The organism is Paraburkholderia sp. Cy-641 (assembly GCF_011752945.1).
Taxonomy (GTDB): Bacteria; Pseudomonadota; Gammaproteobacteria; order Burkholderiales; family Burkholderiaceae; genus Paraburkholderia.
On the sequence record NZ_VWWM01000098.1, the window covers coordinates 1 to 15,540 of the forward strand.

Sequence of the window (15,540 nt, forward strand, 5' to 3'; positions counted from 1 at the left end):
CATTGCTGTTCGTCGTGCTCAGGCCAGTCGACAGCGAGCTTTCCACTGTCGAAGCCGACGTCGACAGCGAAGCCACATTGCTGTTCGTCGTGCTCAGGCCAGTCGACAGCGAGCTTTCCACTGTCGAAGCCGACGTCGACAGCGAAGCCACATTGCTGTTCGTCGTGCTCAGGCCAGTCGACAACGAACTTTCCACTGTCGAGGACGACGTCGACAGCGAGGCCACATTGCTGTTCGTCGTGCTCAGACCCGTCGACAGCGAGCTTTCCACCGTCGAAGCCGACGTCGACAACGAAGCCACGTTGCTGTTCGTCGTCGACAGACCTGTGGACAGCGAGCTTTCTACCGTCGAAGCCGATGTCGACAGCGAGGCCACGTTGCTGTTCGTCGTGCTCAGGCCAGTCGACAGGGAGCTTGCCACTGTTGAGGACGACGTCGACAACGACGCCACATTGCTGTTCGTCGTTGACAGACCCGTGGACAATGAGCTTTCCACCGTCGAAGACGACGTCGACAACGACGCCACGTTGCTGTTCGTCGTCGACAGACCTGTGGACAGCGAGCTTTCCACCGTCGAAGACGACGTCGACAACGAAGCCACATTGCTATTCGTCGTGCTCAACCCCGTCGACAGCGACGAGATAGCACTGACCGTATTCGTCACCACACCCGCCAGCGACTGCAACTGGCTCACGTTCACCGCATCGGTCGCATTGCTGCCCGGCGCCACATTGGTGATCTCGCGCTCCGCGCCCGCCGCGCCCATGCTCACCACGCCGCTTGCCGTGCCCGACAGCGTGCCCGTACCCGGGTTGTAGTACGCCGTATTCGCCGTCCCGACCGTCGAATTCGCGCCTAGCACCACGGAATTGTCCACCGCGTCGTTGATGTTGCTGCCCATCACGAACGCGTTGTTGCCCGATACCGTGTTGTTGTTGCCTACCGAATAGGACCCCGAACCGCTGACCACGCTCGGATCGCCGAACGCACCCGAGTTGTTGCCCGTCACCACGTTGCCCGTGCCCACGCTGATCGACGAAGTACCGCTCGCCGTCGCCCCCTGTCCGAACGCCAGCGCATTGTTCGCACCTGCCAGCGCCTGATTGCCCAGCGAAATCGTATTGCTCGCCGTGATGCCGTTGCCCGCCCGGCGGCCCATCGCGATGTTGTTGCTGCCTGTCACGTTCTGGCCGGACTGGAAGCCCAATCCGATGTTGTTCGCGCCCGTCACGTTGGTACCCGACGTGCTGCCGCCCGCGAAGTTGTTGTCGCCCCCCGACACGTTCGAGCCGCTGCTGTCGCCGATCGCCACGTTGTGATTGCTGCCGACGTTGTTGCCCGCGGCCGTGCCCACCGCCGTGTTGTAGCTGGCTGTCGTGCCCGAACTGCCGACCGTGTCTCCCGCCCCCGCACCCATGGCGGTATTGTTCGCGCCGAAAACGGCGTTGCCGGCATTGAAGCCGTACGCCGAATTGATCGTGCCCGTCACGTTCTGGCCGGAGAAGACCCCAACCGCCGTATTGCCCGAATTCGCCGCGGCTCCGCCCATGCCCGCGCCCTGGCCGACGGCCACGCTGCTGGTCCCCGTGGCTTGGGCGTTTTCGCCGACCGCCACAGTGGCAGCGCCATTCGCAATCGCCGCCTGGCCCATCGCAACCGACCCGCCCCCGCTCGCCGTGGCGTTGTAGCCCAGCGCGCTGTCGCCCGCGGCCGCTGCCAGAGAACTCGTGCCGATCGCCACCGAATTTTGCCCGGTGGCTTTCGGTCCGGTTGCATCGAAGTTGCCTGTACCCGGCGTTGTGCCGCCCCCGAGGGCGATGGCCCCCTGGGCCGTCGCTTGAGCGGAATTGCCCATCGCAATGGTGTTGGCCGCCGTCGCGGAAGTCACGTTCCCCTGGCTAATAGAGAAATTGCCCGAGGCAGTCGACTGACGTCCCAGTGCAATGGCCGTATTGCCCGAGGCCGTGTTGGCTATACCGATCGCGGTCGTGCCGCTGCCGGCGAGGAGATTGCCCGTGCCTGCGGCAAAGCCCCCGCCTGTCGACATGTTTCCGTAACCGATGAGAAACGATGGAGCCGATATGGCCCCCGTGGCAAGATTTCCATTGCCGATTAAAACGCCACCGGAAGCGGTAGCACCAAGGGCCTGGATAACGTTACCCGCGCCAAGAATGGTCGCCGCTACCTGCTGGGAGATGAGGTCGGCGTTGCTTACCGCATAGTTCAAAACCCCCGGACCGGTACGGTTGGCCATCTGGATATAAACACCGTTCACTGAAGCCGAGGACGAATTGGGGCCAATGACCACGTCATCGGCTATCGTGCCGGTTCCACCCGAGCCCCCCGTATATTGCGCGAAGGCTGCCGACGGCATCAGGATGGCAGCCAGCACCGCGAGAGCGATGGCGCGCTTCGACACGCGCAAGCCCTGATTTGCCTCGTCATCCGGGCGAGTGAGCGCAATCGGCTCGAGTCCGGTCACATGGCTGCTTCCCCCCTTCCCCTTCGCCAAAGCTGTTTCAGGAACTGCGACCCAGGAGGCCAATGCTTCATTCCATATGCTGCGATAGTTCTTGTTCACAGGTCACCCCGCCATTAATTTTTCGATACTTCCACGCAAACCCAACGATGGTTTTGTCAATTCGTTCAAGCGAACGGACTTATATGCCCTGAATTAAATCAACTGATTTATACGTTCGTTTTATTCACTCAATTGCATTGACTCCCGGTTCAATTCAAAAGGCGCACACCTCCCTGGGGCAGATACATTCCCCATGGCAAAAAATGCTAATTAATTTTTTTCGTGAAAATCCCTATACCGCATTACTCACGTCGGCTTACGAACTCGCGGTGCCTCGACTACGCACGCAACAAGTCCTGCCAGCAACCCGTGTCAATGAGCCATAGCATGAGCGACCGATCCTGATTTCCCCATCCCGAATCCGCTTTTATTTCTGATGGATATTTTTCACCAATGATCTGAAGCCGAAGAATTTCAATTACCGCCCCCACACCCGAATCCAGTGAATACGTTCTTTTACTCGCCAACGAGGTTTATCAGGAACGCGCTCATGACTGAACGTGTCCTTTAGTAGTAAAGGCGAACGAGAAAAAAGAACGGACCATCCGATCGGCTAAAAATATTGCTATCGAAAAACTTATTACGATTTCGATCGCCTATTGCAACGGCCGGTCGGTCGAACGCGGTCGCCGTTGCGCGTGAATAGTGAAATTCAGCCAGGAGTCATACAGGACAAATGGCCGAGCAACCCGCGCTTGCCGCAAGACTCACCCGATCAACCGCCTCCGGAAGAACGCCAGGATTTCATCGCGCGCCCGAACCGTGGGCTGGCCCGCCTCGTCTATCAGATGCGTCGTGACGACACTGTGTGGATTCTTCATCGGGCTATCGGGATTCGCCGCGCTATCAGGCAGCACGCGACCGATGAAGCGATCGCCAAGCGCCTCCTGATAAGCGGCAAAACGCGCCGCCGTGCAAAGTTTGTCGCCATCGAAGCGGTAGGCCAGCACCGTCAGATCTTCAGCCTCCATGCGCGCCTTGATCGCCGCCAGTTCGCCCGGCGCGATATGCATGCCCGCGGGGTTATTCAGCGGCAGCGCGGGTTGAGACAACACCGGTGCGATCACAGACGGTTCGAGCATCATCGTCAGTGCGAAATTGCCGGTCAGGCACATGCCGATTGCACCGACGCCCGTCCCGCCGCACTCCTTGTGCGCCAATGCCGCCAACGCCCGCAACCACTGCGTGGCCGGTGAACTCGCATTGGACTGGAAGGCGCGGAATTGGCGGCTGATGCAACTGTTGTAGAACATCGTCAGCATCACGTTCGATTTGCGGAATACCGCGCCGTCCCTGCCGTAGATATGCGGCATATAGACCGTGAAACCCGCATCCCGAACCCAACGCGCAAAGCGCGTGACATAAGGATTGATTCCCGGAATTTCAGCCATCAGAACAACGGCGGGACCGCTTCCCATCACATAGACGCGATGTGTGTTGTCGAGCAGCAGAATATCCCGATGCTCGAAATCGTCGAGCGGATCGGCCTGGTCAAGCGCGGGCATCGTCATGATTGACTCTCTATTCGCAACGTGTTCAATAGGGCTCTCCTGGTGGCATGTTCTGCACGACGAGTCTATGCGGGCTTGACAGCATGACGCCCGCCGCTCGCAACTGCTTGAGGATGCCGAAGAGTAAATCGCTCTTCGTCGAACCCGCGATTCGCGGGCTCGATACGTAGCCCGTCACGCTCAGCGTGATTCCGTCCGGCATGAGCTGACTGAACGTGACGGACGGCGCGGGCTTCTCCAGAATCTCCGGGTGCTCGCGATAGGCATCGAGCAACAGGTCGCGCACCTGCTCGGGATCGGTATTCAGCGGGAACGTCAGCACGAGCGTCGCGACGCCTTGCGTGCTGTTGCCCATCGTCACGTTGCGCAGGTTCTGCGAGATCAGCTGCGAGTTCGGCACGATCACCGTCGAACGATCGCCGAGCTGGATCTCGGTCGCGCGCACGTTGATGCGGCGGATATCGCCTTCGACGCCCGCAATGCTGATCATGTCGCCAACCTTCACCGGCCGCTCGGTCAGCAGGATCAGCCCCGAGATGAAATTCTTCACGATCTCCTGCAGGCCGAAGCCGATACCGACCGACAGCGCGCTGACGATCCATGCCAGGTTGCTCCATCTGACGCCGAGCAGCCCGAGCATCATCAACACGAGCAGCACGTAGCCGACATTGGTGAATAGCGTAATCAGCGACAGGCGCATCCCCGTGTCCATGCCGAGCGCGGGCATGAACTCGTCGTCGAGCCAGCGGCGTACCGAGCGCAGCAGGTAGAAGCCGATCGCGAACCCGATCGCGGCATTCATGATGCGCTCGGGCATGATGTTCAGGCTTTGCAGCTTCTGGCCACCGATCATCGCAAGCACGCTGCCGAGCAGATCGTCCGGCGTCGTGCCGAAGCCGCCCATCAGCAGCGCGATGGCCGCGACCACCGTCAGCAGGCTCGTGCCGAGACCCGACACCACGGTATGCGCCTGAGCAAGATGCCGGTCGTCGAGCGCGAACAGATGCCGGATCTGCCGGCCCGTCGGCAGGCTCGCGGAGAACAGGCTTTGGCTTGCGTCGCGCGTCAGTTGCGTGAGCACGTAGACGCTGCACAGCACGATCTCGAACCACACGAGTTCGTAAGTGATGAAGCGAGCGACCGTGATATAGCCCACGGCCAGCGCGATCAGCGCCGCGGCGGTCGCCAGCGTCACGCCGGCGTGGATCAGCCCGGCGAGCGTCGAGCGTCGCTCGGGCGACTCGCCAGCGGCCGCGAGCGCGCTGCGCACGCGGTTCGAGCGCAGCAGCGACGTGCCGACCGTCAGCGCGACGACGAGCGATACGATGCCGCGGCCGAACAGCGTGACCGACAGGCTCGTGTCGGCGATCCGGTTGACCGATTCGAGCGCGCCCGACAGCAGCAGCAGCGCGGCCAGCACGCCCACGAACGGCTTCATCGCGAGGGCGACCGGATCAGCAAGCGCCGGCAGCCGCCAGCTCGGGCGGTTCGTGCATAGCAGCGCGCGGCCGAGCCCGGCGATCAGCGCGCAGGTCACGGCCAGCTTGCCGAACTGGTCCCATAGATCGGCCATCGCCGACGTGAGTTCGCTGTGGCGCGCCAGCGCGAGATAGAGGACCTGCACGGCGAACGCCGTTGCCAATAGCGTGGAAATGGCCGTCGACAACGCCAGCGCACTACGGCGCAAACGCGTGGCCGGTAAGCGGTTCAGGCAAAGCCAGGCGAGCGCATGCTCGACGAGCCGGCGGCCGCCGAGCCAGATCGCGAACGCGGCAATCAACAGCAATACGGTGATCGTGCGTTGTCCGGGCACCCAGGACGACTGCAGCATCGCGCGCAGTTCGGCGCCGAATGCACCGAGCCTGCGCTCGTCCTCCGGCGGAAGCCGAAACAGCGGCAACCAGAACCGCGCGCCGAAGATGCTGCCCGAGCGGAACACGAGTTCGTTTTTAAGCAGGCTGCGATGCAGCTTCGCGAACTGATCGGACAGATTCGCGAGGTTGGTTTTCTGATCGGCGGCCTGCTTCAGCGCCGCGTCGATCCGTGTTTTGCGCGCATTCAGGATTTCGCGCTGCTGCGCGACGGCCGGGGTTTCGGGCGCGGCGCCAGCGGCAGGCGGCGGCCCGAGCACGTCGAGTTGTGCCTGGAGCCGCGCGCGCTGCGGAACGAGTTCGCTTTGCAGCTTGCCGACATCGGTACTCAGTTGCTGAGTGGCGTCGTCGAGTGCGTCGAGTGCCTTGCCGCTGGTGACGGTCGAAGTCTGCTGCTTGATGCGGTCCTGTTCGACCTGCATCTGCTCGAGTTGCACAACCGCGTCGCTCAGCGAAATGGCCGGAACGGGCGCGGCATCGACGGTGCTCACGTCCGGAGCGGAAGCCGCGGACGGAAACGCCGATACGCTCGCCACTGCCGCGAGTTGCAGCAGTGCAATCGATGCGATCCGGCACGCGCCAATAGAGAGTCGTCGCATGAAATCGATCGTGGCCAGAGAGTCCACCCACTCTGGACCCGACTACGGGCGCCTGCTCTTACGCACCGTCACAGGTGTCCGAGCCGAACCCGCCGACGGCACTTCAATGCTGGTCGTGTTCCCGCGCATCGTCCACTCCCGCCGTTTCCACTTCGAAGTCGCGCCGGTCCTTGCCTTTCAGCCAGAGCGGCTCGCGTCCTCGACCACTCCATACCGCGCCGCTTTGAGGGTCGAAATAGCGCGGTTTGATTTTTCGTCGCTTGCCGTTTGGAAACAGCTCCTCCCGATCGAAGTTGAATTCCTCGATCGCGCTCATGATTTCAAGCAGTATCTCGTCTCGAACAAGCGCGCGATCCCTCGCGATCTGGGACTCCAGATCCGTCTTCCTCTGCATGTAACTGGTAAATTTATTCATCACACACCCGGCGGCTCATTTCCGTTTTCAACGGCGAATATTGCTTGAAATTCGTGTTGCCCGACGCTGCATTCCACTACAAACAAGTCGAAATTTATCGATATGGCATCCTGATCATATGGGAAAGCCGCCGGCGCCACGGTCTGGATCGCCCGCGGCGGCGAGAACATTCTCTCAGGATCGATGAAGCTCACTCACTCAGCCTGGCCGTGATTTTTTACACGAGTCTTCGTTAGACGGCGCTCACGCCGTCCGCGGCTTCGTTTTACATCGCCTGCGTGTAAGGGCGAACGACGCGGCTAAACGGACCAGTCATCCGTTTGAAAATTATCTTATCCGAATCGTCATTTGATCCAAGAAATCTATTGCAGTCGATCCTGCAGATAGACGTTATCGAAGTCATTTTTCCCAGCCGGGGAATAGGCGAACGGTCCGCTATAGGGTGGTCTGGAAACGGCACACCGATGTAATCGCCGACATTCACGGTCGACTTCGGGCTGTTCCAATTGACCGGGTACTGGAAGCCGGCCAGCATGGTCTGCTTGAGCGGTCCCATGGAGAATGCCGCTTTCAGATGGCTGTCGGTTACCCAGTTGGACACCCGATTCTCGCCGGCGAGCCTGTAGAACACGAACTCCGTATCGGCGGATTTCCCCTTCCCCATCCTCCCCACGCCATTGCGTCGCGCTTGACCCGCACGATATTCACGCTGCGTCGCGCCCTATCTGCCTTGAATAAAGACAAACGACATGGGTGAATAAGCCAGTCAGTCGGCCGCTCATATTTTTATTGAGCGTTTTGAATGAATTGCAACGACTGCTCCCACGAGCCGCATAACCGACGAGGCGGCATTCAGCGACGAGATGCAATCACCGCCGTGCCGTTTTTCTGAAATTCGACAGTCACGGGGACGACCTGCGATAAGGTTTTCAACAGAAGGTCGGGATCGGTACTGGAAAATCCCCCCGTCACGCGATAATCGCCAATCCGGCTATCCGCAAGCACGACCGGCGTTTTCCGGTAGCGCTGCACCTCTTCGACGACGTCCCGCAACGGCGTGCCGTTGAATTGCAGGCGATTGTCTTTCCAGCTTGTCATCGCCTCGAACTGCTGCTGGTCCTGAATCTCGACACTGCCCAGGCGATCCGCGCGGGCCGCCTGTCCGGCGCTCAACGCGACCGGCGCGATCCCGCTCGCCGCGGACAGCTCGACGTTGCCTTCGAGCACGGCAACATCTACGCCGTCGGACATTTTCCGCACCGAGAAGCGGGTGCCGATATCGCGCACGCTCGCGGTGCCCGCCGCGACCTCGAAGGGCCTCACCGCATTGTGGACGACCGAGAACAAGGCCTCGCCGCGCTGCATCGTCACGTCGCGGGAGCGCAGCCGGTTAACGAAGGTCAACTCCGTGTCGGTATTGAGCACGACCTGGCTGCCGTCCGCGAGCGTGGCATCGAGATGTTCTCCGATCGCCGATTGCAGATGCTCGGACGACAAAACCGGATTGACGATCCACAGCGCGGATACCGAACAGAAGAGCAAACCGGCGCCATAGGCCGCCGCGCCCCGATACCAGTTTTGCCTCGGCGCTCGCGGAGCGACCTTCCCGCGTGGCGGGGAAAGAGTCGGGGCGGTTGGGATGGTTGGGGCGGCTGGGGTCAAGCGAGCGCGAGCGGGTACGTCGACATGCCGGCGGTACAGCCGGCCCAGATCGTCGGCCAGTGCGTCGATGGTGCGTTCCGCCGCATGGTGATCGGCAACGTACTGAAGCCGCGCGGGCGCGCTGCTTGCCCACTCGTCGAGTTCGGTTCGAGCACGCGACTTCTCCTCGTCACTGCCAAATGCCAGTGAAACGAGGAGATCATCGGCTACATCGATCTCGGCCTGGGTTAGCGACATGTCATGCTGCCGACCACAAAGGTTTGCAACCCGCAGTCATCTAGTATTTATAGCGCGGCCTCACGGCATGCCTTCATTGCCTGAACCAGATACTTCTTGATGACCGTCGGGCTGATTTCCATTTCGTGAGCGGCTTCTTCGTATGAGAGACCATTCAGTTTACACAGAATAAACGCTTCGCGACAGCGCGGTGGAAGCCCATCCAGCGCCTGAACAACCTGATCCAGCGTCTGCCGGCCGATGCATTCCCGCTCGGGAGTCACATCGGTGCGTCCGAGTCGGTCGAGCGCATCGTCCCCGGTCTCGTCTTCGCACAATTGCTGGGGCAAGAATTTTCTCCGGCGCGCCGCATCGATCTGCAAATTGCGCGAAACGTGAAAGATCAACGCCGCGGGCGACTGCACCTCGTTCTGCCCGACATAGCGCAACGCCACCTCGAACGATGCCTGTGCAATATCGGCGGCGTCTTCGCTGCTCAACCGTTTGGAGAGATAGCGCCGAAGATCGCCGTAGCCCCGTAAAAGATCGTCCAGTACGCCAGCCATCTTCTTCGCCCCGTGTTTCGATCAACCGCCATGAAGGCACGCCATCGCGCCCACCTGGATATTTCAAGAATAAGACAAGTCCTATGTTCTGGATGACATTATCGTTCCCAATCATTAAACCAACAAAAATATTTTGGCAAATATGGGGCTTTCGACTGTTAAGAAATGACAAATGGCGGGAAGCGGGGCTAAAAATCCGACAAAACGCATGGAATTTCCCAGAAAGACTGTGGTTAACCCTGAACCGATCGCGACAATAGATCGCAAAAATCAAGGCAACGCCGTCGATAGCAATTTTTTTCGAGAAACCGGTGGTCCATTTGTCGATCCCGTTCGCCTTGGTTATTAAAGGCCATACAACGAAGCGGCTGAACCGCAGTTGAGTCATTTTTACTTCGGCGAGGACGAAGAGCGTCGGCCGCGACGTTGCGCAAACGAAAAGGTTGCAGATAAACGAGCATCGAAAATAGTTTGTCGATATTGCCAGGACGATTTAACCGTATCCGGTGTCCCTCGCACCGGGTGCTTTTGCGCGGATTGACCTCACCCGCGCGCTTTTTATTCCGTGAAACACGAACGATGTCCGTGAAAAATGAGGGCATCGCATGAGGTTCGGCAATGGGCGCCGCGACAAGCCCAGTATTTGAAAAAATACCAGCATCGATGACGTCGCGTAACGAGGGGTTACCTGATTGGCCGGAGACCCGGCCAGCAAGATCCAGCATCGACCCAGGTAACACGTAGCCGCGCAAACCGAAGCGGCATTAAAAAAGTCATTCAGGCATGCTAACCGTAGGCGATTCATGATCCAACCCGCTTCGAGTACGCCATCGGCCTGCCACTACCATGACGGGTGGCTGGATATGGTCATAAGGATAACGAACCTCAAGGAAATCGAGCGGCGATATCAGAAAATGATTTCCCGCGCAATGGATATAGAATTTTTCGAGCGTATCAGGGGTATCGTCGACGACCAGGCAACGATCTGCCGGGTGGACGCCGGATGCATTCGCGTCACCGGAATGCTAAAGGCGAGCATGAGCCTGTCGAGAACCCATGCCTGCATCGAGATGCTGCTCAGGCATATTGCCTCTGCTCATGGCCTGCTCCCGCTTGCCGCGCTGGACGTTACCGTCGAGCGTCCCGACGGCAGACCTCATACGAAGGTCGTGAGAATTCCGGCTTCGGAAGGGCGCATGCATCTCGCACACGCCACCGAGGTCCTGAATGCCATGGCGCACGGGCATCTGGCACTTTCCCTGCAGCCGATTTTCAACGTCGGCGAGCAGGACCGTTCGTTATACGACGAATGCCTCGCGCGAGTGATTCTGCCGGAGTCCCATTGCGCGATGATGCCGTCCAGCTTCATCCCCAGTATCGAGCGGGCACTGCTCATGAACGAATTCGACCAGATCGTCGTGTCGTCGGTGATCGACCGATTGGCCGCCGATGACACGCTGATGCTCGGCTGCAACATTTCCGCCGCCAGCGCCGCGCTCTCCCACTGGTGGACCGCCATCATCGACCGGTTGAAGCGTCGGCCGGACATCGCCCGACGGCTGGTCCTCGAAATAACCGAAACCGCGCCGCTCAAGCCCGCCGAGGCGCAAGAGTTCTCGCGTTGCCTGAACCGGCTCGGCTGCAAAGTGGCGATCGACGATTTCGGTTCGCGCTATGGCACGCAAAACGCCATCGACATCGGCACGCCGGACATCATCAAACTGGATACCTCGTTCCTGACGGATGCAAAAGACACGTCCCACGGCTTCGAACGGCTTCACCGCATGACCGGATTGGCCCGTACCGTCGTCATCGAAGGCGTGGAAGACGAGATGGATCTGGACATCGTCACGCGCGCCGGTTTCGAGTGGGCGCAAGGTCACTTGCACGGCGAGGTGGAGAGCGCCATGTTGCACCAGGTGCCTCCCGCGCATTCCAGGTAGCGGTCGTGAGCGCCTCGCCTCTTTCGCATGTCGTACCGTGAATCGAACGAGTGATCCGATGGACGGCAACCCGAACCACGATACCGATTCCGTATGGCCACGCGCCCTGATTGCGCGCGTGTCGGGGTACGCAATCTTCAGGCTCACCGAACAGGGCGACGTTGCCAGTTGGAACCCGGGCGCGAGGCGCATCGCGGGATACGATTGCGAGGAGATCATCGGCCAGCACTTTTCCCTGTTTTATACGCAGGACGACCAGCTCGACGGCATCCCGCAAGCAGCCCTGCAAGCGGCGCGGGAACAGGGTCAATATGAAACGGAAGGCTGGCGCGTGCGCAAGGACGGCACACGGTTCTGGGCCACGGTGGTCATCGTGGCGCTCGATGCCGCGGACGGTACATCCATCGGTTTCGGCGAGATCGTACAGGACACCACGGAAAAACGCCTCGCCTGCGAAGCGGTGCTGGACAACGAGCGGCGGTTCAGGCTGCTGGTGCAGGGCGTAACCGATTACGCGATCTTCATGCTGTCTCCCGAAGGCCTCGTGACAAACTGGAACCTCGGGGCCGCGCGCATCAAGGGCTATGAGGCGAGCGAAGTTGTCGGCACGCATTTCAGGCGCTTCTATACGGCTGAAGATATCGCGCGCGAACTGCCTCAGCGCGGCCTGACCATAGCCGCCGACGAGGGGCGCTTCGAAACCGAAGGATGGCGCGTCAGGAAGGACGGCAGCCGGTTCTGGGCCAATGTCGTGATCGACGCGATCCGCGATGAGGACGGCAAGCTGATCGGCTTCGCCAAGGTGACCCGCGACGTGACGGAGCGCAAGAGTGCTCACGAAGAACTTGAAAAATCCCGCGCTGCGCTGCTTCAGTCACAGAAGATGGAAGCGCTCGGCAAGCTGACCGGCGGGGTCGCGCACGATTTCAACAACGTCCTGCAGGTGCTGCGCGGCAACCTGGAACTGCTCGAAGGCCGGCACGGCCGCGACGGATGGACACGGGAGCGGCTCGGCAAGGCGATCGAGGCGGTCGAACACGGGGCAAAGCTCGCATCGCAGTTGCTTGCCTTCGGGCGCCGCCAGGCGTTGCAGCCGATCGCCGTCAACCTCGCCGCCATGCTGCGCGGCATGGACGATCTGCTCAGGCGAGCATTAGGCGAACTGATCAACGTGGAAACGGTCATTGCCGGCGGCCTGTGGAATACGCTGGTCGACCCGAACCATCTCGAGAACGTGGTGCTGAATCTTGCCATCAACGCCCGGGACGCGATGCCGGAAGGCGGCAAGCTGACGCTCGAACTGTCGAACGCCATGCTCGACGACCACTATAGCGCCCTTGCCGCGGACGTTCGCGAAGGACAATACGTCCTGCTCGCCATTACCGACACCGGAACGGGCATGCCCCCCGATGTCGTGGAACGCGCCTTCGAGCCGTTCTTTACGACCAAGCGCGAAGGGAAAGGCACGGGGCTGGGCTTAAGCATGGCGTATGGCTTCGTCAAGCAGAGCGGCGGCCATATCCGGATTTACAGCGAGCCCGGACACGGGACCACCGTGAAGATCTATCTGCCCCGTTCGATGGATAAGGCCGCCGAGCGCGAACCCGTACACCCGATCGTTCTCGCCGGAGGCTCGGAAACCATTCTCGTCGTCGAGGACGACAGGCGCGTGCAGGCAACGGTCGTGGAAACGCTCAGGCAACTGGGCTATACGGTACTGAAAGCAGACGATGCGCAAAGCGCGCTGGTGATCGTGGAAAGCGGCATCCATGTCGACCTGATGTTTACGGACGTGGTGATGCCCGGCACGATGCGCAGTACCGAACTCGTCAAGCTCGCGGCCCAGTTTCTACCGAACATGAAGATCCTTTTCACTTCGGGATATACGCAGAATGCCATCGTGCATGGCGGCCGGCTCGACCCGGGCGTGCATCTGCTGAGCAAGCCCTACAGCCGGGAACAGCTTGCCTCGAAGATCCGCCGTCTGCTGGGTCCGTCCCCTGCCCCGAACGCCGGCACGGCAACGGCGCCCCTCTCTGCGGGACAAACGCCATCGAACGTGGCGCCTGCGCCAGCCGGCTTCTCCATTCTCATCGTGGACGACGACGACGCTTCTCGCGAAGCCGTCAGCGAGTTGCTGGCCGGCATGGGCTATGACGTGCAACAGGCCGCCGACGCCGAAGCGGCAATGCGGCTATTGGCGACGCGAAAAGCGGACGTGCTTCTCACCGACATCATGCTTCCCGGCATGTCCGGCATTGAACTCGCCCGCGCTGCGCTCGGGCAGCATGCGGACATCAGAATAGTTTTTGCGTCCGGCCAGGAAGCCCCCGCTCCCGAAGAACTCGGCTTCGACTGCGCCTCGCTGCCCAAGCCATTTGCCGCAGAGCAACTGCTGGCGCTGATTGCGGCGATACATGAACGGGCTGAACGCAAGAGCGCCGAATAAGGGTTCTGTTCGACACGGTAACGTCTGCTCAAGGTATCGATTACCTAGGTAACCGATACCTGTAGACCTAGGTAATTTGTGCACCTACCCTGCTTTCAACCCGGTCCGAAACCGGCCATTGAGAGGGATAGGAAACGATGTCGAATCAAGCAACCCAAGAGGTCGATACCAAGACGCTCAGACGCGTCATCGCGGCGGCTTCAATAGGCAATTTCGTCGAGTGGTTCGATTTCGCCGCGTACGGATTCCTCGCGACCATCCTCACTCGCGAATTCTTTCCCGGCAGCGATCCCACGGTCGGGCTTCTCAAGACATTTGCGGTCTTTGCGGTCGCCTTCGCGCTGCGTCCGCTCGGCGGCCTGTTTTTCGGGGTCATCGGCGACCGGTTCGGCCGCAAGCGAACGCTCGCCCTCACCATCCTGATGATGGCCGGTGCCACGACGCTGATCGGCCTGCTCCCGACTTATGCCCGCATCGGCTACTGGGCACCGCTGCTGCTCACGATCATTCGCTGCGTACAGGGGTTTTCCGCTGGTGGCGAATACGCGGGAGCGTGCGCGTATGTGATGGAGCATGCGCCCCGCCGCCGGCGTGCCTTCTTCGGCAGCTTCGTGCCGGTCTCGACCTTTTCTTCGTTCGCGTGCGCGGCCGTGGTGACTTACGTGCTCGAATCCTCGCTGTCGTCCGCGACGATGGTCGACTGGGGCTGGCGCATTCCGTTTCTGGTCGCGGCGCCGGTCGGTCTTATCGGCGTGTATCTGCGCATGAATCTGCATGAGACGCCGGCTTTCAAGGCACTCGAAGGCAAGAAGAAAGTCGCACACGCCCCCTTGGTGGAAACCCTGCGTTCGCAGTCCGGAAACATACTGAAGCTCGGCGCGTTCATCTCGGTGACGGCGCTCTCCTTCTATACGTTCACAACCTATTTCGCCACGTATCTCCAGGTCGCCGGGCATCTGTCTCACGGAAGCTCTCTCCTCGTGACCGTTCTTGCGCTGTTCTTCGCCGCGGCATTGTGCCCGCTCGCCGGGCTCTTCTCCGATCGGGTCGGCCGGCGCGCGACGATTGCCAGCACCTGCGTGTTCATCATCGTGTCGGTTTATCCCGCCTTCACGCTAGGCGGCTCCGGCAGCTTGTCCCCGTCGCTGCTCGGCGTCGCGCTGCTTGCCGTGGGTGCCGTTCTCTCGGGCGTGGTCACTGCGCCGCTTCTGTCGGAAGTGTTCCCCACGCAAACACGCTATACGGCATCGGCCATTACTTATAACCTCGCGTACACGATTTTCGGCGGCACCGCGCCGCTCGTCGCGACCTGGCTCATCTCCGTGACGGGAACGAACCTCTCGCCGGCCTATTACCTGATCGCCGTATCCATTTTCGCCATGCTCGGCGGCCTCTCGCTGCGAGAGACTTCCACCACCGCACTCGAGGAAGCCGGCACGACGCACGACAACGACGCGGCGTCCGTGAAGCACGCCGTCAAACGGCCCGTCTGAGCGCGTTCGGTGCGCTTCCGACTCGCTTTTGACCTGCTTTTGACCTGCTTCTGACGCTGACCTGCAAACCTGAACGGATTTAGGCAATGAGTACTCTTCACGATTCGAGCATCATCATCGACGGTCTGAACATTTCGAAATTCGAACGCTCGGTGTTCGAAGACATGCGCAAGGGCGGCGTCACCGCCGTGAACTGCACGGTCTCCGTGTGGGACGACTTCCAGAAGACCATCG

11 protein-coding genes and 2 pseudogenes are annotated in these 15,540 nt (G+C 60.6%); 4 read left to right on the forward strand and 9 right to left on the reverse strand.

Going from position 1 to position 15,540, the window contains the following annotated elements:
• The 9 genes and pseudogenes from F3J20_RS30660 to F3J20_RS30700 all read right to left on the reverse strand — a co-directional run.
• A pseudogene (locus tag F3J20_RS30660) lies at positions 1-2,047 on the reverse strand (adhesin); the annotation flags it as partial.
• Between the two features lie 1,241 nt (positions 2,048-3,288).
• The gene (locus F3J20_RS30665; RefSeq protein ID WP_167050435.1) at positions 3,289-4,092 is read right to left on the reverse strand and encodes a dienelactone hydrolase family protein; all 804 of its coding nucleotides are present in this window, start codon (positions 4,090-4,092) and stop codon (positions 3,289-3,291) included.
• Positions 4,093-4,117: 25 nt separating this feature from the next.
• Positions 4,118-6,562 carry a DUF3772 domain-containing protein gene (locus F3J20_RS30670; protein ID WP_167285740.1) on the reverse strand — a complete coding sequence of 815 codons (2,445 nt, stop codon included), beginning with the start codon at positions 6,560-6,562 and terminating at the stop codon, positions 4,118-4,120.
• A 103-nt stretch (positions 6,563-6,665) separates the two neighbouring features.
• Complete coding sequence (locus F3J20_RS30675; protein WP_167050439.1) at positions 6,666-6,977, reverse strand: H-NS histone family protein; 312 nt, start codon at positions 6,975-6,977, stop codon at positions 6,666-6,668.
• The gene (locus F3J20_RS30680) at positions 6,977-7,171 is read right to left on the reverse strand and encodes a hypothetical protein (protein ID WP_167285741.1); all 195 of its coding nucleotides are present in this window, start codon (positions 7,169-7,171) and stop codon (positions 6,977-6,979) included. Before F3J20_RS30680 ends, F3J20_RS30675 begins: the two co-directional genes overlap by 1 nt.
• A gap of 71 nt (positions 7,172-7,242) precedes the next feature.
• Positions 7,243-7,608 carry a hypothetical protein gene (locus tag F3J20_RS30685; protein ID WP_167285742.1) on the reverse strand — a complete coding sequence of 122 codons (366 nt, stop codon included), beginning with the start codon at positions 7,606-7,608 and terminating at the stop codon, positions 7,243-7,245.
• Between the two features lie 221 nt (positions 7,609-7,829).
• Entirely contained in the window at positions 7,830-8,876 is a 1,047-nt protein-coding gene (locus tag F3J20_RS30690; protein ID WP_167285743.1) for a FecR domain-containing protein, read from the reverse strand.
• Between the two features lie 47 nt (positions 8,877-8,923).
• Positions 8,924-9,421, reverse strand: coding sequence for an RNA polymerase sigma factor (locus tag F3J20_RS30695; RefSeq protein ID WP_167050447.1), 498 nt, complete (start codon positions 9,419-9,421; stop codon positions 8,924-8,926).
• Between the two features lie 233 nt (positions 9,422-9,654).
• The gene (locus F3J20_RS30700; RefSeq protein WP_167285744.1) at positions 9,655-10,146 is read right to left on the reverse strand and encodes a hypothetical protein; all 492 of its coding nucleotides are present in this window, start codon (positions 10,144-10,146) and stop codon (positions 9,655-9,657) included.
• A gap of 78 nt (positions 10,147-10,224) precedes the next feature.
• Here F3J20_RS30700 and F3J20_RS30705 point away from each other — a divergent pair, with 78 nt between their 5' ends.
• From F3J20_RS30705 to F3J20_RS30720, 4 genes and pseudogenes are all read left to right on the forward strand, one after another.
• Positions 10,225-11,364 (forward strand): EAL domain-containing protein, encoded by a 1,140-nt coding sequence (locus F3J20_RS30705; protein WP_167285745.1) that lies wholly within the window; start codon positions 10,225-10,227, stop codon positions 11,362-11,364.
• A gap of 58 nt (positions 11,365-11,422) precedes the next feature.
• The gene (locus F3J20_RS30710) at positions 11,423-13,813 is read left to right on the forward strand and encodes a PAS domain S-box protein (RefSeq protein WP_167285746.1); all 2,391 of its coding nucleotides are present in this window, start codon (positions 11,423-11,425) and stop codon (positions 13,811-13,813) included.
• Positions 13,814-13,950: 137 nt separating this feature from the next.
• Positions 13,951-15,306 (forward strand): MFS transporter, encoded by a 1,356-nt coding sequence (locus F3J20_RS30715; RefSeq protein ID WP_167285747.1) that lies wholly within the window; start codon positions 13,951-13,953, stop codon positions 15,304-15,306.
• 86 nt (positions 15,307-15,392) lie between these two features.
• A pseudogene (locus F3J20_RS30720) lies at positions 15,393-15,540 on the forward strand (peptidase M19); the annotation flags it as partial.

What these genes read in the sequence shown, in the direction of transcription:
- F3J20_RS30665 (WP_167050435.1), bottom strand. Translation starts at nt 4,092, where the DNA reads ATGACGATGCCCGCGCTTGACCAGGCCGATCCGCTCGACGATTTCGAG.
- F3J20_RS30670 (WP_167285740.1), bottom strand. Translation starts at nt 6,562, where the DNA reads ATGCGACGACTCTCTATTGGCGCGTGCCGGATCGCATCGATTGCACTG.
- F3J20_RS30675 (WP_167050439.1), bottom strand. Translation starts at nt 6,977, where the DNA reads ATGAATAAATTTACCAGTTACATGCAGAGGAAGACGGATCTGGAGTCC.
- F3J20_RS30690 (WP_167285743.1), bottom strand. Translation starts at nt 8,876, where the DNA reads ATGTCGCTAACCCAGGCCGAGATCGATGTAGCCGATGATCTCCTCGTT.
- F3J20_RS30695 (WP_167050447.1), bottom strand. Translation starts at nt 9,421, where the DNA reads ATGGCTGGCGTACTGGACGATCTTTTACGGGGCTACGGCGATCTTCGG.
- F3J20_RS30700 (WP_167285744.1), bottom strand. Translation starts at nt 10,146, where the DNA reads ATGCTGGATCTTGCTGGCCGGGTCTCCGGCCAATCAGGTAACCCCTCG.
- F3J20_RS30705 (WP_167285745.1), top strand. Translation starts at nt 10,225, where the DNA reads ATGATCCAACCCGCTTCGAGTACGCCATCGGCCTGCCACTACCATGAC.
- F3J20_RS30710 (WP_167285746.1), top strand. Translation starts at nt 11,423, where the DNA reads ATGGACGGCAACCCGAACCACGATACCGATTCCGTATGGCCACGCGCC.
- F3J20_RS30715 (WP_167285747.1), top strand. Translation starts at nt 13,951, where the DNA reads ATGTCGAATCAAGCAACCCAAGAGGTCGATACCAAGACGCTCAGACGC.